At 64.4% G+C, this 16,978-nt stretch carries 18 protein-coding genes and 1 pseudogene; 6 read left to right on the forward strand and 13 right to left on the reverse strand.

Annotation, left to right across the window (positions count from 1 at the left end; all coding sequences use genetic code 11):
• Nucleotides 1-177, forward strand: a pseudogene (locus tag KHP60_RS12495) (IS630 family transposase); the annotation flags it as partial.
• 208 nt (nt 178-385) lie between these two features.
• On the opposite strand, the gene KHP60_RS12500 reads toward KHP60_RS12495, so the two are convergent.
• Entirely contained in the window at nt 386-772 is a 387-nt protein-coding gene (locus KHP60_RS12500; protein ID WP_249688731.1) for a YkvA family protein, read from the reverse strand.
• Nucleotides 773-852: 80 nt separating this feature from the next.
• On the opposite strand from KHP60_RS12500, the gene KHP60_RS12505 reads away from it, so the two are divergent.
• Nucleotides 853-1,638 carry an SDR family NAD(P)-dependent oxidoreductase gene (locus KHP60_RS12505; RefSeq protein ID WP_213564537.1) on the forward strand — a complete coding sequence of 262 codons (786 nt, stop codon included), beginning with the start codon at nt 853-855 and terminating at the stop codon, nt 1,636-1,638.
• Between the two features lie 7 nt (nt 1,639-1,645).
• Here the strand turns inward: KHP60_RS12505 and KHP60_RS12510 are convergent, their stop codons facing one another.
• The 7 genes from KHP60_RS12510 to KHP60_RS12540 all read right to left on the reverse strand — a co-directional run bounded on the left by KHP60_RS12510 (nt 1,646) and on the right by KHP60_RS12540 (nt 6,797).
• Nucleotides 1,646-2,050, reverse strand: a complete 405-nt coding sequence (locus KHP60_RS12510) for a GFA family protein (RefSeq protein ID WP_213564539.1) — start codon at nt 2,048-2,050, stop codon at nt 1,646-1,648.
• Between the two features lie 4 nt (nt 2,051-2,054).
• Entirely contained in the window at nt 2,055-2,357 is a 303-nt protein-coding gene (locus KHP60_RS12515; RefSeq protein WP_213564541.1) for a 4a-hydroxytetrahydrobiopterin dehydratase, read from the reverse strand.
• A gap of 67 nt (nt 2,358-2,424) precedes the next feature.
• On the reverse strand, nt 2,425-3,441 hold the full coding sequence (locus tag KHP60_RS12520) for a YeiH family protein (RefSeq protein WP_213564543.1): 1,017 nt from the start codon (nt 3,439-3,441) through the stop codon (nt 2,425-2,427).
• 244 nt (nt 3,442-3,685) lie between these two features.
• Complete coding sequence (locus KHP60_RS12525) at nt 3,686-4,276, reverse strand: histidine phosphatase family protein (RefSeq protein WP_213564544.1); 591 nt, start codon at nt 4,274-4,276, stop codon at nt 3,686-3,688.
• Nucleotides 4,277-4,312: 36 nt separating this feature from the next.
• On the reverse strand, nt 4,313-4,849 hold the full coding sequence (thpR, locus tag KHP60_RS12530; RefSeq protein ID WP_213564546.1) for an RNA 2',3'-cyclic phosphodiesterase: 537 nt from the start codon (nt 4,847-4,849) through the stop codon (nt 4,313-4,315).
• Nucleotides 4,850-5,027: 178 nt separating this feature from the next.
• Nucleotides 5,028-6,071 (reverse strand): aldo/keto reductase, encoded by a 1,044-nt coding sequence (locus KHP60_RS12535; protein WP_213564554.1) that lies wholly within the window; start codon nt 6,069-6,071, stop codon nt 5,028-5,030.
• Nucleotides 6,072-6,134: 63 nt separating this feature from the next.
• On the reverse strand, nt 6,135-6,797 hold the full coding sequence (locus KHP60_RS12540; protein ID WP_213564555.1) for an arylesterase: 663 nt from the start codon (nt 6,795-6,797) through the stop codon (nt 6,135-6,137).
• Between the two features lie 72 nt (nt 6,798-6,869).
• Between KHP60_RS12540 and KHP60_RS12545 the strand changes: the two genes are divergently transcribed.
• The 3 genes from KHP60_RS12545 to KHP60_RS12555 all read left to right on the forward strand — a co-directional run bounded on the left by KHP60_RS12545 (nt 6,870) and on the right by KHP60_RS12555 (nt 11,180).
• Nucleotides 6,870-7,562, forward strand: coding sequence for an ABC transporter ATP-binding protein (locus tag KHP60_RS12545; RefSeq protein ID WP_213564556.1), 693 nt, complete (start codon nt 6,870-6,872; stop codon nt 7,560-7,562).
• A 13-nt stretch (nt 7,563-7,575) separates the two neighbouring features.
• Entirely contained in the window at nt 7,576-10,164 is a 2,589-nt protein-coding gene (locus KHP60_RS12550; RefSeq protein WP_213564558.1) for an ABC transporter permease, read from the forward strand.
• A gap of 233 nt (nt 10,165-10,397) precedes the next feature.
• Nucleotides 10,398-11,180, forward strand: a complete 783-nt coding sequence (locus KHP60_RS12555; protein WP_213564565.1) for a Bax inhibitor-1/YccA family protein — start codon at nt 10,398-10,400, stop codon at nt 11,178-11,180.
• Nucleotides 11,181-11,260: 80 nt separating this feature from the next.
• Here KHP60_RS12555 and KHP60_RS12560 read toward each other — a convergent pair whose 3' ends face one another.
• Both KHP60_RS12560 and KHP60_RS12565 read right to left on the reverse strand, forming a co-directional pair.
• On the reverse strand, nt 11,261-11,587 hold the full coding sequence (locus KHP60_RS12560; RefSeq protein ID WP_213564573.1) for a GYD domain-containing protein: 327 nt from the start codon (nt 11,585-11,587) through the stop codon (nt 11,261-11,263).
• Nucleotides 11,588-11,707: 120 nt separating this feature from the next.
• Nucleotides 11,708-13,213 carry an MFS transporter gene (locus tag KHP60_RS12565; RefSeq protein ID WP_311925026.1) on the reverse strand — a complete coding sequence of 502 codons (1,506 nt, stop codon included), beginning with the start codon at nt 13,211-13,213 and terminating at the stop codon, nt 11,708-11,710.
• A 113-nt stretch (nt 13,214-13,326) separates the two neighbouring features.
• Here KHP60_RS12565 and KHP60_RS12570 point away from each other — a divergent pair, with 113 nt between their 5' ends.
• The gene (locus tag KHP60_RS12570) at nt 13,327-13,860 is read left to right on the forward strand and encodes a GNAT family N-acetyltransferase (RefSeq protein WP_213564579.1); all 534 of its coding nucleotides are present in this window, start codon (nt 13,327-13,329) and stop codon (nt 13,858-13,860) included.
• Here KHP60_RS12570 and KHP60_RS12575 read toward each other — a convergent pair whose 3' ends face one another.
• From KHP60_RS12575 to KHP60_RS12585, 3 genes are all read right to left on the reverse strand, one after another.
• Complete coding sequence (locus KHP60_RS12575) at nt 13,861-14,856, reverse strand: SDR family oxidoreductase (protein ID WP_311925027.1); 996 nt, start codon at nt 14,854-14,856, stop codon at nt 13,861-13,863.
• A gap of 131 nt (nt 14,857-14,987) precedes the next feature.
• Complete coding sequence (locus KHP60_RS12580) at nt 14,988-15,368, reverse strand: DUF2794 domain-containing protein (protein WP_213564583.1); 381 nt, start codon at nt 15,366-15,368, stop codon at nt 14,988-14,990.
• A 506-nt stretch (nt 15,369-15,874) separates the two neighbouring features.
• Nucleotides 15,875-16,891: a zinc-binding alcohol dehydrogenase family protein gene (locus KHP60_RS12585; protein WP_213564584.1), complete on the reverse strand. Its 1,017-nt coding sequence runs from the start codon at nt 16,889-16,891 to the stop codon at nt 15,875-15,877.
• Nucleotides 16,892-16,978 lie beyond the last annotated feature (87 nt).

The following is a 16,978-nucleotide window of genomic DNA, read 5'->3' on the forward strand; positions in this document are numbered from 1 at the left end:
TACAGTCCGGATTTGAACCCGATTGAGCAGGTCTTCTCACAGATCAAAGCACATTTGCGCAAAGCCGAAGCCCGGACCGTCGAGGCGCTCTGGCGGGCCATCGGCGACATCTGTGATCTCGTCGAGCCCGAGGCATGCCGTAACTACTTCACCGCAGCCGGATACGGATTCGTCTGAATGACCGGTGCTCTAGTTTGAGCCGGAATGCAGGCGAAGAAAAAGGGCCGCCGAAGCGGCCCTAAGGTGGTCATGAAAAGCTTATTCGTCTTTAAAAGTCAGAGGAAACGAAATAACTTTTTTGCGAACGAGATATCTCTACGATATTTATAATAACATTTCAATAAGTCAATATTCTTCCTGCTGAATATAATCCTAGCGTCCACGGTTATCCTGCAACGGACGCCTCCTTCAGAGCATTCCGCGCCTTTTCCTTGTGCTCTTCCGTAATGGAACCAGCCACCTGGGTGATGGCTGCAGCGAGTACGGCTGCGTCATCGGCAAAGCCAAACAAAGGTAGAAGATCGGTGATCGCATCGGTCGGAAACACGAAATAGGCAATCGCACCGAAGAGAATCAGCTTGACGCGGCTCGGCGTCGAAGGGTCCGTGGCGCAGAAGAAGGCAGCCACGAGGTCTTCGGCAAAGGGAATCTTGCCGGCAACTCGCTTCAGCTTGTCCCAGAACCGACGCTTCAGGCCCTCTTCGTCACGGGTCTCCCTGCGTATGGCCTCCATCTCGGCCCTGGTAAAAGGCTTCGTGAAGGGTTCGCTCATGCAATCTGCTCCTTCCATGGTCTGCGTTCCCGTCCCGTCGAGGATAGCTTAAGACGTCTCCGGAAAGTGGGAGAAAAGCGATGAAGCTCGACAAAATGATGGCAGCGATCGTCACCGGAGGAGCCTCGGGCCTCGGCGAGGCGACGGCGCGCATGCTCGCCTCCGGCGGCGCGAAGGTCGCCATCCTCGATATGAACGCCGAGCGCGGCGAGGTGGTTGCGCGGGAAATCGGTGCAGTGTTCTGCAAGGCCGACGTCACGGACGAGGGTTCGATCGATTCGGCGCTTGCCACGGCCCGCGCGGCCAACGGCATCGAACGCATCCTCGTCAACTGCGCCGGCATCGCGCCGGGCAAGCGCACGGTCTCCAAGAAACGCGAAACAGGCGAACTGATCCCCCACGACGTGGCAAGCTTCCGCCGCGCGGTCGAAATCAACCTGATCGGCACCTATGCCATGATCGCGAAATGCGCCACGGCCATGGCCGGGCTCGATCCGGTGACGCCTGACGGCGGGCGCGGCGTCATCGTCAACACCTCATCGGTGGCCGCGCAGGACGGGCAGATCGGACAGGCGGCCTATGCCGCCTCCAAGGGCGGCGTGCTGGGCCTGACGCTTCCCGTTGCCCGCGACCTGTCCGGCTTCGGCATCCGCGTGATGACGATCATGCCCGGCCTGTTCCACACGCCGCTCTTCGAGGGGATCGCGGAGGATTACCGCAAGGCGCTCGAAGCCAATGTGCCGTTCCCCTCGCGCCTCGGCCGTCCGGAGGAATATGCCACGCTGGTGAAAGCGATCATCGAGAACGACATGCTCAACGGCGAAGGCATCCGCCTCGACGGCGCGTTGCGAATGCAGCCGAAATAGGAGGCGCTTACGATCCTTTGCCCCGGTTCTCGGGATAGCTCTCGAGATCGGGTGTGCAGAGCCAGGATTCGCGGCGCTTGGCCCAGGCCTCGTAGGTCGGGGAGAAAAGATTCGGCTCATCGAAGGCGCCGAGCTTGATCTCGATCTCGGTGTCGGAATCCCGGTCGAACACCTGCGAGCCGCAAGTCGGGCAGAAGCAGCGCTCGGATTCCGGCGTGGCGGACCAGCCCCGAAAGTCGCCCGAGATCGTCACCTGATCGAGGGCGAAGATCACGTAGGCGTTGAAGGGACCGCCGCTGATCTTGCGGCAGGTCATGCAATGGCAGAGCCCCACGCGCTTCGGCTCGCCCCGGGCCTCGAAGGTCAGCTGCCCGCAGGCACAGCCGCCCGTGCGGATGGGTGCTCCCGCCACGACTTCACCTCTTCGCCAGGCCCGCCGCCATCTGGTCCATGCGCTGGGCCAGTTCGATGTCGCGGCGCGTCAGGCCCTTGGCGTCATGGGTGGCGAGGGTCACCTCGACCTTGTTGTAGGTGTTCGCCCATTCGGGATGGTGGTTCATGGCCTCGGCCGCGAGCGCGACGCGGGTCATCCAGCCGAAGGCCGCGTTGAAATCGTCGAAGACGAAGCGCTTGTGGATGGCGTCGCGGCCTTCGACGAGCGCCCAGCCATCGAGGGCGGGCAGGAGTTCGGAACGTTCGGATTCGGTCAGGCGGGGCATGAGCGCATTTCATCGTGAGGAGGAGACCTGCCTTAGTGATGAAGCGCAGGGGCGATGTTTCAAGGCCTCATGCGATGTTGAGGAGCCGAATGAGGCTCAAGCTGATCGCGATCAGCACCAGGAGCGAGAGCGTCACGGCGAGCGTCACCCGCGCGCCGACGCTTTTGAGAACCTTGAGATCGACGCCGAGGCCCAGTGCCGCCATGGAGATGATGGTCAGGAGCGTCGCCGCCGGAACGATGATCTGCAGGATCGCATCGGGAATGACGCCGAGCGAGCGCAGCACTGCGAGGCCCAGGAAGCCGACGATGAACCAGGGCACGAGGCGGTTCCAGGACAGGCTCGGCTTCGCGTCTTTCGTGCTGCGGCCTGCGACGAGCGACAGCGTGATCACTACCGGCCCCAGCATCAGCACGCGCACGAGCTTCACCAGGGTGCCGAGCTGCGTGCTGACGAGGCTCACCGGCACGGTGGCGGCCAGAACCTGAGGCACCGCATAGACCGTGAGCCCCGCGAGTACGCCGTATTGCGTCATCGACAGGCCGAGGAGCGGCACCAGCAGGGGCAGGGCGAGCACGACGATCACGCCGAGAATGGCCGTGAACGCAATGGAGGAAGCCACGTCCTCCGGCTTGGCCCCGATGACCGGCGCCACGGCGGCAATCGCCGAGTTGCCGCAGATCGAGTTGCCGCAGGCGATCAACACCGCCATGCGCTTCGGCAGCCCGAGCCATCGACCGAGCCCGTAGCTCGCCCCGATGGCCAACACCACCACGACGGCAATGCCGATGATGAGGCTAAGTCCCGCATCGAGAACCGCCTGAAAGCTGATCGAGGCCCCCAAAAGCATGACGGCGACCTCGAGCAGGGTCCGGGCGGAAAAGCCGATCCCGGGAACCCAGCGCCTGTCCGGCGTCCATAGGGTCCTGACGATAGTGCCGAGCAGGATCGCGATGACGAGCGCCTCCAGCCATGGCCGACCGGCCCAGTGCTCCTCGACCCATTGCAGCCCCATCGCCGCAAGCGCGATCGCCGCGCACAGGGCTATGCCGGGCGCCAACTGCGCGATGCGGTTGCGGATCATGGAAAGTCGTTCTGCTTCGGGCTCTGGCTCCGGGGCTAGTCCCAAGGCCGGCAGGATGCAAGCGCGAAACTCACCTTGTCATCCCCGGCGGCCGCTGGCCGGGAAGGAATCTGACCCTCTCCACGTCATCACCGGCCTCGTGCCGGTGATCCCGATTGTCTGAGGTGCAGCGCTCTTCCAACCGGGATGGCCGGGACAAGCCCGGCCATGACTCTGAGGATGACACTGGGGTTTCGGTCTTTCCTCAATCCGCAAACCCGTCCTCGATGGCGCGCCAATCCTGCGTCAGCGTGAACGAATCACGGTCGATGACGATGAAGCAGCCGCCGCCGGGATGTTGTGGGCGGCTTTCCTTGCCGATCTCCACCTTCTGCAGATGGGCCGTGAGCAGGCATCCGACGGCGCCGTGAGAGACCACGACGATGTCGCCGGTGGTCTCGTCCTCGCGCAGGATCCGGCCGACGGCATTCACGATACGCGTCTGCGCGTCGACGGCGCGCTCCCAGCCGCGGATGCTCTCATGCGGGTGGCCGAAGAACTCGCGCACCACGTCCCAGAATTCCGGCGGTGCGATGTAGCCCGTAGCGGAACGGTCGTTCTCGCCCAGATCCTCGTCGGTACGATAGGACAGGCCGAGGCGCTCCGCCACGATGGCGGCGCCGTCCATGGCCTTGCGTTCGGTGCTGGCATGGATTGCGGACACGTCCCTGCCGGCGAGCAGCCCGGCGAAACGCTCCATGCGGGCGCGCCCGGTGGCGTTCAGGGGCCATTCGGGAATGGGCTGGTCGGGGTCGATGACCACTTCGGGATGGGTGATGAAGACGAGGGAAGCCATGGGCGCGATGTAACCTGCCCACACCCATGCGTCGAGCTAGCTCAACGGATAAGCCGCCTCGATGACGTAAGGTCCGCCGCCCACGGAGTTCCGGGAGGAGTACAAGACGAAGCGATCGGCCGTGAAGTTCAGTTTTTCGAAATGACCTCGAGTCGCGATGTAGTCTGCGACGTCGATGGGCGAGACGTTGCGCAGGCGCGCCAGGGTCACATGCGGCGTGAACTTGCGCGTCTCCGGGGGCAGGCCGACTTGGCGCAGAAGGCGTTCCTGCTCCGCCTGCAACTCGTTCAACGCGCCGTTGCCGGAGGTGCGGGCGAAGACGGCGCGGGGCTTGCCGCCGCCGAAGGTGTCGAGTCCGTCGATGGTGATGGTGAGAGGAGCGCGTTGGCGCCTCTCGCCGAGGATCGAAGTGACGTCATCGGCCATGCGCTCGTCGATATCGCCGATGAAGCGCAGGGTCAGGTGATAATTTTCCGGATCGATCCAGCGCGCTCCGGGAAGGCCGCCGCGGAACGTCGACAGGGCCAGGGCGATCTCGGGGGGGATCTCGATGCCGGTGAACAGGCGGGGCATGTGGCACCTCCCGAGGCTTGCTGGTGCGAGTCAGACGATTGGTGAGAGGGTTTGTTCCCCGTGGCAGGAGCCCCCCTACGTCATCACCGGCCTTGTGCCGGTGATCCCGATGCGAGTGGCGCCGCGCTTCACAGGATCGGGATGGCCGGGACAAGCCCGGCCATGACGTGAGAGGAGACTATGGGCACGGATTGCAGTGCTCGACATGGATCGCGTTGATGCGCTCCTCCAGCTCCGGCGTGATCGTCACGTCGATCGACGCGATATCCGTCTTCAGCTGCTCCATGGAGGTCGCGCCAATGATGTTCGACGTGAGGAAGGGGCGGGAATTGACTAAGGCCAGCGCCATCTGGGCCGGATCCAGGCCGAATTCCTTCGCGAGCGCGATGTATTTGCGGATGGCGGCCTCGGCGGTCGGGTTCTCGTAGCGCTGGCCGCGGCTGAACAGGGTCGTGCGCGCTCCAGCCGGGCGGGCACCGTCGAGGTACTTGCCTGTCAGATACCCTTGCGCCAGCGGCGAGTAGGCGAGCAGGCTGACATTCTCGTGCATGGTGACCTCCGCCAGCGCGACCTCATAGGTGCGGTTGAGGAGGTTGTAGGCGTTCTGCACCGACTGCACGCGGGCCTGGCCCTTGGCGTCCGCATGCTTGAGGAAGGTCATGGTGCCCCAGGCGCTCTCGTTGGAGAGGCCGAAATGGCGGATCTTTCCGGCCTTCACCAGGTCTGTCATGATCTCGACCGTCTCGGCAATGGGGTGTGATTGTCCTTCCTGATGACGGAAGATCGTCGGGTTCGAGCCCCAGGGCATGGGGCGGTCGGGCCAGTGAATCTGGTAGAGGTCGATATAGTCGGTCTGGAGCCGCTTCAGGCTCTTGTTCACCGCTTCCTCGATCTGGGCGCGCGAAAGCTCACCCTTGGAGCCGTCGTCCCTAAACCAGGTGCTGTCGGAGCGGCCGATCACCTTCGTGGCGAGGACCACCTTGTCACGGCTGCCCCGCGCCTTGAACCAGGAGCCGATGATCCGCTCGGTGGATCCTTGCGTCTCCGGGCGGGGTGGGATCGAGTAAAGCTCGGCCGTGTCGAAGAAGTTGATGCCCTTGTCGAGGGCATAATCCATCTGCGCATGGCCGTCCGCCTCGGTGTTCTGCTGGCCCCAGGTCATGGTGCCGAGGCAGATGAGGCTGACATTGAGGTCCGTGCGGCCGAGGCAGCGATATTCCATGGGTAAGCTCCTCGCGGGGACATGATCCGCCGCGTTCAGGCAAGAATGAGGCGCTGAAGACGATCAGCGCTGGGAAAGACGGGCGAGAAAGCTCTCGACGCTGGGCAGGATGCGCTCGACGATGATCTCGACGCCCTTGGCTGTCGGGTGCAGGCCATCGGGCAGGTTGAGGGACCGGTCGCCGGCGACGCCATCCAGGAAGAAGGGATAGAGCACAAGGTCGTGCTTCTTCGCAATGTCCGGATAGATGCTGTCGAATTTCTGCACATAATCCGGGCCGAGATTGCGCGAGGCGTACATGCCCGCGAGCAGGACCGGAATGTTGCGGCTTTTCAGGCGCTCGACGATGGCCTCGATGTTCCTGCGGGTTCCGGCCGGGTCGAGGCCACGCAGCATGTCGTTGGCGCCGAGTTCCAGGATCACCCCGTCGGTGCCGTCGGGCACGGACCAGTCGAGCCGGTCGAGGCCGCCGGAGGAGGTGTCGCCGGAGACGCCCGCATTGGCGACCTCCACCTTGTAGCCCTTGGCCTTGAGGGCACGTTCCAGCGCCACCGGAAAAGCGGCCTCCTGCGGCAGGTTGTAACCGGCGCTCAGGCTGTCGCCCAGTGCGACGAGGCGAATCGATTTGCTTTGAGCGTGAGCTGCGGGGAGGGGGGCGACCATGGCGGCAAGGGCCGCCGCACACGCAAAAATGATCGTCATGAATGGGCCGGATTGGCGCTTCATCGATAGGCTTCCCATGTCTACCGGACTAGAACCGGGTAACTTCCAAGTTTCCAACACATCGGGTGAATGGGTATGCAGGACAAGGCCATCGCGCTGCACGATGTCGATTTGAGCCTCGGGCGCGGGGCCGCACGGGTGCATATCCTCAAGGGAATTTCTCTCGAAGTCGACAAGGGCGAGGCGGTGGGCCTGATCGGCCCTTCGGGCTCGGGCAAGTCGACCCTGCTCATGACCATGGCCGGTCTCGAGCGGCCCGATTCGGGGAAGGTAATCGTCGACGGCACCGACCTGTCGGGCCTGGACGAGGATGCGCTGGCCCGTTTCCGCGGCCGGCGGATCGGCATCGTGTTCCAGTCCTTCCATCTGGTTCCCACCATGACGGCGCTGGAGAACGTGGCACTTCCGCTGGAACTCGCCGGCGAAAGCAATGCCTTCGAGCGGGCCGAGGCGGAATTGCAGGCGGTCGGCCTGGGCCATCGCCTTCATCATTACCCGGCGCAGCTTTCGGGCGGCGAGCAGCAGCGCGTGGCGATTGCCCGCGCCATCGTGCCCAATCCTGCCATTCTCGTTGCGGACGAACCCACCGGCAATCTCGACGAGAACACGGGCGGGTCCATCATCGATCTGCTCTTCGCCTTGAAGCGCGACCGGGGTGCGACCCTCGTTCTCGTGACCCACGATCTCAATCTCGCCCGCCTCTGCGACCGCATGGTGCGTCTGCGCTCGGGGCAGGTGGAGGCCGGCGCGGCCTCGGTCGTGGCGTAAGGGGGCAAAGGTCATGCACGGCTCCCTTCCCGCCACGCCGCAGCGACGTCCGGCATCCGCGTCGCGCCTGCCCCTCCTGCTGCGCCTCGCCTTCCGGGAATTGCGCGGGGGCTTGAGAGGGTTCGGCATCTTCCTCGCCTGCATCGCGCTCGGCGTTGCGGCCATCGCCAGCGTCTCGTCCTTGTCCCGTTCGCTGACGGAGGGGATCTCCCGCGAGGGCCGGCGGATTCTCGGCGGCGACATGGCTTTCTCCCTGCTCCAGCGGGAGGCGGGTGCGCCTGAGCGGGCGTTCCTCGAGTCGAAGGGCCGGGTCAATGTCGTCGCCACCATGCGGGCCATGGCGGTGGCCGGCGAGAAGGGCTCAGGGCTGGTGGAGATGAAGGCCGTCGATGGAGGCTACCCGACTGTCGGCGCCCTCGAAACCGATCCGCAGCTTTCTCCTGCCGACCTCTTCTCCGAGCGCAACGGCGCCTTCGGGGCTGCCGTCGATGCGGCACTTCTCGCCCGCCTCGACCTGAAGGTGGGCGATCGGGTAACGGTCGGAGCAGCCAACGTGGAATTGCGGGCGCGCCTCGTCTCCGAACCCGACAAGATCGCCGACGGCATCGGCTTCGGGCCGCGTCTCCTGCTCTCGCAGGACGCCCTGAAGGCGACCGGCCTCGTCCAGCCGGGAAGCCTCGTGCGCTGGACCTACCGGCTGATCCTGCCGCCCAATGTGTCCACGGAAGAAGGCCTGACCCAGATCGAGGCGGAGGTGAAACGCGTCCTGCCGGAGGCCGGCTGGAACATCCGCACGCGCCTCAATGCCGATCCGCGATTTGCCCGCAATATCGAGCGCTTCACCCAGTTCCTCACCCTCGTCGGCTTGACCGCGCTTCTCGTAGGCGGCGTCGGCGTTGCCAATGCGGTGCGCGGCTTCGTCGACCGCAAGCGCGCCTCGATTGCCACCTTGAAGAGCCTCGGGGCTCCCGGTGGGCAGGTGGTGCTGCTCTACCTGATGCAGGTGATGCTGATCGCGCTGGTCGGCATCGGCATCGGTCTGGCCTTCGGTGCCGTCCTGCCGTTCGTGGTCACCGGGCTGTTCGGCCATCTGCTGCCGATCCCGATCCAGCCGACTCTGGCCTGGAGCGAACTCGGCATTGCACTGCTCTACGGCATCCTCACGGCCCTCGTTTTCGCGCTGGCGCCCTTGGGGCGGGCCCATGATGTACCGGTCTCCGGTCTCTTCCGGGACCAGATCGACCCGGAGCGGCGCTGGCCGCGCAAGCGCTACCTGATCGCCCTCGTGCTGTCCGTCGCCGCCCTCGTCGGACTGGCGTTGCTCGCAGCCTACGACCGTCGCATTGCCCTGATGTTCGTGGGCGCGGCCGCCGGGTCCTTCCTGCTCCTGCGCCTCGTGGCGCTGGGAATCATGGCGCTTGCCCGCCGCCTGCCGCGTCCTCGCAGCACCCCGCCGCGGCTTGCGCTGGCCAACATCCATCGGCCCGGTGCGCTCACCCCCTCCCTGGTGCTGTCCCTGGGGCTGGGAATCACGTTGCTGGTCACCCTGGCGCTCATCGATACCAACCTGACCCGCCAGCTGACGCAGAGCCTGCCGGAGCGGGCACCCAGCTTCTTCTTCCTCGACATTCCCAACCAGCAGGCGGATGCCTTCGAGGGTTTCCTCAAGAACCAGGCCTCGGAGGCCCATATCGAGAGAGTGCCGATGATGCGCGGGCGTCTCGTGACGCTCGGCGGGCGGCCCGTCTCTGAGGTCAAGGCGCCTGAGGACGTATCCTGGGTGCTGGAGGGCGACCGCGGAATCACCTACGCCAAGGCGCCCCCGGAGGGCTCGAAGGTGGTGCAGGGCGAATGGTGGCCGGAAGACTACCGGGGCAGGCCGCTCGTCTCCTTCGACCGCAAGATCGCGGAGGGCTTGAGCCTCAAGATCGGCGACGAGATCACCGTCAACGTGCTCGGTCGCAACATCAGCGCCACGATCGCCAACCTGCGCGAGATCGAATGGCGCTCGATGGGGATCAACTTCGTCATGGTGTTCTCTCCCAATGCCTTCGCCGGCGCGCCGCACACGCATCTGGCCACCGTCACCTTCCCGAACGGTTCGGATGCCGCGCTCGATGCCCGCATCCTGAGAAGCTCCGCCCAGGCCTATCCCATGGTCACGAGCGTTCGGGTGAAGGATGCCCTGGAGGCGGTGAACGACGTGGTCTCGCAGCTCGTCATGGCGATCCGCGGCGCGAGTTCCATCGCGCTCGTCGCGAGCCTTCTGGTTCTCGCCGGCGCCCTGGCGGCCGGCCACCGGGCGCGACTCTACGATGCGGTGGTGCTGAAGACGCTCGGCGCCACCCGGGTCCGGCTGATTTCGGCCTATGCGCTCGAGTATGGACTGCTGGGCCTGGCAACGGCCGTGTTCGGCCTGTTGGCCGGCACGATCGCGTCCTATTTCATCATCACCCGAATCATGAACCTAAGCTTTACGTTAGATCTCTCGGGAGCCGTGCTGGCATCTCTGCTCGCCGTTCTCGTGAGCGTCGGATTAGGCCTGATGGGAACTTGGCGGATCTTAAGTCAAAAGCCGGCTTCATACTTAAGAAGTCTTTAACGTCCGGGCCGTCGGCCGGGCGTTACAAAAAAGCGGCCTGCCCTGATGAAGAGCAGCGTGATTTCTGCTCTTCGTTCTTCTTCTTCACGAAGGTTTGAAGCTTGGCTCTCCCCCTTGCGGAATGGAGGCATCCCTCTCATATTTCAAGTGCCGTCGAAAACTTGCGGCGGCCGAGGGCTGACTTCCCAGCCTTTCGAGGGAACATCAACGGGACACCGTGAGAAAGGGCTCCGATGCAACCGTATGAGCAAAACCAATCCGCCTATGGCACCGGCTTTGCCCGGACGGAGGCACAGGTCGACCAGGGCCTGCGTACCTTCATGCTCGGCGTCTACAACAACATGATTCTGGGCCTTGCCATCTCGGCCCTGGTCGCACTCGGCGTGAACATGCTGGCGGTCACCAGCGATCCGTCGCAGGCTGTTGCCCGCATGGGCGGGGTCGGCCTGACGGAGTTTGGTCGGATTCTGTATGGCACGCCCCTGATGTGGGTCGTGGCGCTGGCGCCTCTGGCGTTCATCTTCCTCTTCTCGTTCCGCATGGACCGGATGTCTGCGGCTGCGGCGCGCGGCACCTTCTTCGCCTTCGCGGCGGTGATGGGCGCCTCGCTCTCGACGCTTCTCATCCGCTACACCGGTGCGAGCGTCGTGCAGGTGTTCTTCATCACGGCCGCGTCCTTCGGCGCGCTGTCCCTGTGGGGCTACACCACCCGCCGCAGCCTGTCGGGCATGGGCTCGTTCCTGATCATGGGTCTGGTCGGCCTGATCCTGGCCTCGATCGTGAACATCTTCGTCGCGTCGAGCGCCCTGCAGTTCGGCATTTCCGTGATCGGCGTTCTGATCTTCGCAGGCCTCACCGCCTACGACACGCAGAAGCTGAAGGAGATGTACCTGTACGGCAACCTCGACTCCGAGGCCGCCGGCAAGGCCTCCGTGTTCGGCGCCCTGACGCTCTACCTGGACTTCATCAACATGTTCCAGTTCCTCCTCGCTCTCGTGGGCAACCGCAACGAGTAAGGACCAGCGGATCGAACGATCACGAAGCCCCGGCCGAAAAGCCGGGGCTTTTCTTTTGGCGAGTGTCGCCCGGCGACCCGCTACGCCCCTGGGGGGCGATACCCGACCGACTTCGCCTTTCCGAGGGCTGCCATCAGTTCCTCGACGCTGAGGAGGACCGTCGTTTCGCACGAGCGGAGCGCGCCTCCCGCGCCGATGGCAAGCACGACGGCTGCCATCGACACGTTGTCCGGCGCCTCCCATAAATTCCAGCCATCGTGTTCGCCGAAGGCGTACCAGAACCCGTGCAGCTTTCCGCCGACCGACTCGATGTAGGAACGGGCCGCCGCGCGTCGATCCTCGGGGCTTTCGATCAGGCGCGCCCACGTCTCGGGCGTGTAGCTGAAGCGCGTAAGATACATGGCCATGGCTCACCTCGTCCTTAGAGTTTGGCCCCAGCGAATGCAGTTAACGCTCAAACCGGACATGCGGCGAGTCATTTGCGCATGCGCGCTGGTCAAATAGACGGATGCCAAAAGACAACAGGCTTATGCCTGTCCCGAAGGCGCCGAGCGGTAGCCGAAACAGGCACTCGCACCAGCCGCAGCGGCGCAGATCAGAGTCACCAGCCCGAAACCGCCGATCATGGCCGCCGCGTAGATTTCTTTTACGCCGTCGGATGGCGAGGCCGACATCGGCGGGAAGGCGCCGAAGGTCGCCTGCGCGAAGAGATCGGCCATCTCCGGCGATGCCCACAGCGCAGCCTGCCGAAATCCGAACGTAGCCACGACGCCCAGTCCGGCGACGGCGATGAGGCCCGCGACGCGGGAGATCGCGTTGTTGACGCCCGAGGCCACTCCGATGCGCTCGTCGGGGGCGGCATTCATCACCGTCGTCGACAGCGGCGCGACCGTGATTCCCATGCCCAGCCCCATGACGGCCATGACCGGCACCACCGCGATCCAGTAGCCGCCATGGAAGACAGCAGGGGCCAGAAGCGCGAAGCTTAAGGCCGTGATGAGGGGACCCACGGTGAGGAGCATGCGGGTGCCGAACCGGTCGGCCATGGCGCCGCCGCGCCGGGAGAGCACGGCCATGAGGATGGTGAAGGGCAGAAATACGGAGCCTGCCTTGGCGGCCGAATAGCCATGGGCCTCGATCAGCGCCGCCGGCAGAAAGAACAAGGCGCCGCTGAGGGCGAAATAGAGCAGCAGGGTCAGCGCATTGACGTTGGCGAAAGCCGACACGTGAAACAGATCGAGGGGCATCATCGGCGCGGCACAGCGCTTCTCGTGCAGCACGAAAAGGCCGAGGACCGCCGCACCGGCGAGGGTCAGCAGGATCGCGATGGCCCGATGGCTGTCCCATTCGCCCAGCGCCGTCAGCCCATAGGCGAGGAGACCGAGCCCGGCGACCGCCAGGACGGCACCCAGCCAGTCCATGACGGTCTCCGCCGCCGGGCTTTCCGGCACATGCCGCCAGCACAGCCAGAGCGCCAGCACGGCAATGGGGACGTTGATCCAGAAGATTGCCTGCCAGGGTCCGTTATCGATGAGCCAGCCGCCGAGAATCGGCCCGAGGGCTGCGGCGATGCCGGAGGCTGCCGCCCAGGTGCCGATGGCCTTGCCCCGCGCATCCTTGGGGAAATGAGCGCTGATCAGGGCGAGCGATCCCGGCACTAGCAAGGCGCCGCCGATCCCCTGGAAGGCCCGGGCCGCAATCAGCATCCCGGCCGATCCCGACAGGCCGCACCATAGGGAGGTGAGGCCGAAGCAGGCGATGCCGATCATGAATATCCGTCGCAAACCGTAGGCGTCGCCGGCTGCCCCACCAAGGAGCAGAAAGGCTGACAGGGTCAGCGCATAGGCATTGGTGATCCATTGCATCTCGGACAGCGAAGCCTGTAGGCTCTCGCGCATCTGCGGCATCGCGACGGTGACGATGGCGCCATCGGCAAAAACCATGCTGGAAGCCAGAATCGCAGTCCAGACCACATAAGCCTGCGTCCTGGAGGCGGTGGATGGCTGCGGCTTGCTGGGGCTGAGCTCGTTCACGCGCAGGCCTTTCCAATGATGCTCCATGTTTAGGCAGAAGGACGATAAAAAGACAGTCTTCCCAATCCTGAATGCTATTCCCTCCTTCTCTGGAAGTGCTTTAAAAAAATCCCATGAGCATTCTCGTCCGCCCTTCGTCCGAATCCGACCTCGATGCCGTCACGGCCATCTATGCCCATGCGGTGACGCATGGCACGGCCTCGTTCGAGCTCGACCCTCCCGACGAGGTGGAGATGGCGCGCCGCCGGGCCGCCATTCTGGAGGGTGGCTATCCCCATCTGGTGGCGGAAAAGGACCGTGCGATCCTCGGCTATGCCTATGCGGGCGCCTACAGAACGCGGCCGGCCTATCGTTCGACGGTGGAGGATTCGATCTATGTCGCGCCGTCCGCCCAGGGGCAGGGCGTCGGGCGCCTGCTGCTCGCCGCTCTGATCGAGGAATGCGAGAAACGGGATTTCCGGCTCATGGTGGCCGTTATCGGCGACGAGGAATCGAAGGGCTCCATCGGCCTGCACCGGCGCATGGGCTTCGAGCCTGTCGGCATCCTGAAGGGCATCGGCTACAAGCACGGGCGCTGGCTTTCCACCGTGCTGATGCAGCGGCCCCTCGGGTGCGGCGTGCAGGAACCGCCGACGCGCCCGATCTGATCAGCGCCGCGTGTGCGCCGCGGCTCTCGTCCCAAGGAGCAGGGCCAAGCCTGCTAATGCCATGATCCCTATGGCGGTGCTGGTCTGGCGCGCCGAGAAGGGCAGACCTTTGCGATCGCGCCACCCGCCGCTCACGCCCCTGCCTGTCGGAACGGGCTGCAGCAGCGCCCCTTGCGTACGTGGCGCAGGGGACGCGCGTTCGAGCGCCCGACGCATCGCCGCACCCATGAGACGCTCCGTCCGGCGGGGAGCCAACGCATAGGCGATCTGTGCAGCCCGCGCCGGCCATCCAACAGCCACCTCGTCGCGCGGCCGGTGCACGAGCGAAACGAAGGTTTCGGCCACGTCCTCAGGAGCGTAGATCAGAGGTCCCAGATTGATCTTCCGGCCCGAGACGTTCGCCCCATGCTCGAAGCCGGGCGTATCGATGATGGCGGGGAACACGCCGCAGACATGGATATCCGGATGATCCCCCAACTCCTGCCGCAGGCTGGCCGAGAATCCCCGCAGGGCGAACTTGGAGGCCGTGTAGGCGGCCGCAAAGGGGCTCGGCGCCCAGCCTCCGAGCGAAATGTTGTTGATGAGAATGCCGCGACCTTGGTCGAGGAAGACAGGCAGGACCGCATAGGCACCGTGCATGGACCCGAGCAGGTTCACCTCGATCGTGCGGCGGTGGAGGGCGATATCCGCATCCGGATAGGGGCCGAACACCCCCGTGCCCGCATTGTTGATCCAGACATCGATGGCGCCGAAGGTGCGCCGTGCCGCCTGGGCCAGATGTTCGACCGCTCCGGCGTCGGTTACGTCGGTGGGCACGGCGATGGCCTGCGTGCCGAGATTCCGGCACTCACGGGCGACTTCCTCGATCAACTCTGTCCGGCGTGCTGCAAGCGCCACGTGGGCACCACGCTTGGCGAATGCGAGCGCCGCGGCGCGGCCGATGCCGCTCGACGCGCCGGTAATCACGACGGAGAGGCCGGCCAAGTCGCGCGTCATGAGGTGCCTCGTCGTTGCCGCTGTCATAGGGCCGCATCGTCGCAGAAGCCGGTTCGGCTTCTGCGACATCATCCCTGCAACGCGATGAGCAGTAGGGTGTTCCAGCCAGCGGAGCGGCCCCTGTACCGGTCCTAAGCCGACACAACCTTCGGTTTGTCCAGCACGCGCAGCACGCGGTCGAGTTCATGTCCGCGCTTGAGGATCAGGCCTGTCGAGACGACAACCGAATAGGCGCCCTGCTTCTTGGAAAGTTTCGGGTCTTTCTCAATCCTGTAGAGGGGCATTTCGGACGTGCGTCGGAAGATGGAGAAGACGGCCTTGTCGGGCATGAAATCGATCGCGTAATCGCGCCATTCGCCGGCCGCCACCATGCGGCCGTAGAGATTGAGTATGGCCTGCAACTCGGCACGGTCGAAGGACACCTGTTTCGGCGCGGCGGGGAAAGGAACGATGTGGGCCGAACCCTGCATCGAGCCGCCGCGCAGCGGCTCTGCGATGTCACCTTCGCTCATGAAGCCTCCCATGGCTGGTCAACGTATCCTGATGATGGGCTTCGGCGGCTATGGGATCAACCCATGATCACACAATGAATCACGGGTTCTTTTGCAAATCTTATTCCTGCCTCAATCGCGCCGTGATGGAGCCGCACTGAATGCCGTTAATACTCAAGTTGCCTCGACGGCCCGGCTCTTTGAACGGCTTGGACACGTCAGCCCCCCAGCCCTCTGAGTCGCGCGAAGGGCCGGGCCACCCTCGAGACACAAGGCTGCCTTTCAAGGCAGCCTTTTCCTTTGTTTAAAGGGCTTTGCGATGGTCCAGATCGCAAAGCCCTCTTTTTTGTCGGTTAACGTTTGCTCAACGCATCCGACTGAATCTGTGAGCCTGATGAGCTCAACAATCATCCATGACCTCTCCACGTCATGGCCGGGCTTGGCCCGACCATCCCGATCCATTTCGGCGCAGCGTTTTATCTGATCGGGATCACCGGCACGAGGCCGGTGATGACGTGAGAGAGTGTCTAAAATCCTGACAGAACGATCTTGCCTCGCGCGCGGCCGCTCTCGATAAAGGCATGCGCGCGCTTGAGGCTCGCAGCGTTGATCGCACCCATGACCTCAGCCAATGTCGTCTTGATCGTGCCAGCATCCACAAGGCGCGAGGCCTCGTTCAGGATCTCGTGCTGCCGCTCCATGTCGGCGGTCTGGAACGTGGAGCGCGTGAACATGGATTCCCAATGGATCGAGACGCTCTTGCCCTTCAGCAGACTGATGTCGAGCGGCGTCGTCGGATCGTCGATCAGGGCAAAGCGCCCTTGCGGCGCAATGGTTTTCGCGATTTCCGCAAAATGGGTCTCGGTATGCGTGATCGAGAACACGAAAGCCGGGGCGCCGATCCCCAGCGCCTCCACCTGCGCGGCAAGAGGCTTGCTGTGATCGATCGCATAATGGGCGCCGAGCTCCTTGACCCAAGCCTGCGTGTCCGGCCGCGAGGCGGTGGAGATCACCGTCAGATCTGTGAGCTGGCGCGCGAGCTGAGTCGCGATGGAGCCCACGCCGCCGGCGGCGCCCACGATCAGGATGGCGTTCGCCGCGCCCTTCACCGGACGCTTGACCTCGAGCCGGTCGAACAGGGTTTCCCAGGCGGTGAGCGTGGTGAGCGGGAGGGCTGCCGCCTCCTCGAACTTGAGGGATTTCGGCTTTGTGCCCACCAGCCGCTCGTCGACCACGTGGAACTCTGCATTGGTGCCTTGCCGCGTGATGGCGCCGGCATAGAACACCTCGTCGCCTGCCTTGAACAGGGAGACGTCCTTGCCGACGCCTCTGACGATCCCGGCCGCATCGAAGCCCAAGACCTTCACGCCGCCCGGCTCCGGTTGAGCCCGCATGCGGACCTTCGTATCGACAGGGTTGAGGGAGACCGCCTTGATCTCGACGAGGAGGTCGCGCGGGCCCGGCTCGGGACGGGGCAGGTCGACATCGATGAGGGAAGCGTCCTGATCAATCGGAAGGGATTGCTGGTATCCGACGGCGCGCATGGGAGGTCTCCTGTTGACGGGGAGATAGTTGAGCATAGTCTTACGAACCGCAAGAACGCACAAAAACAGCCCATAGTGTCGAAAAGG

This window comes from Microvirga sp. 3-52 (assembly GCF_018383585.1).
GTDB lineage: Bacteria > Pseudomonadota > Alphaproteobacteria > Rhizobiales > Beijerinckiaceae > Microvirga.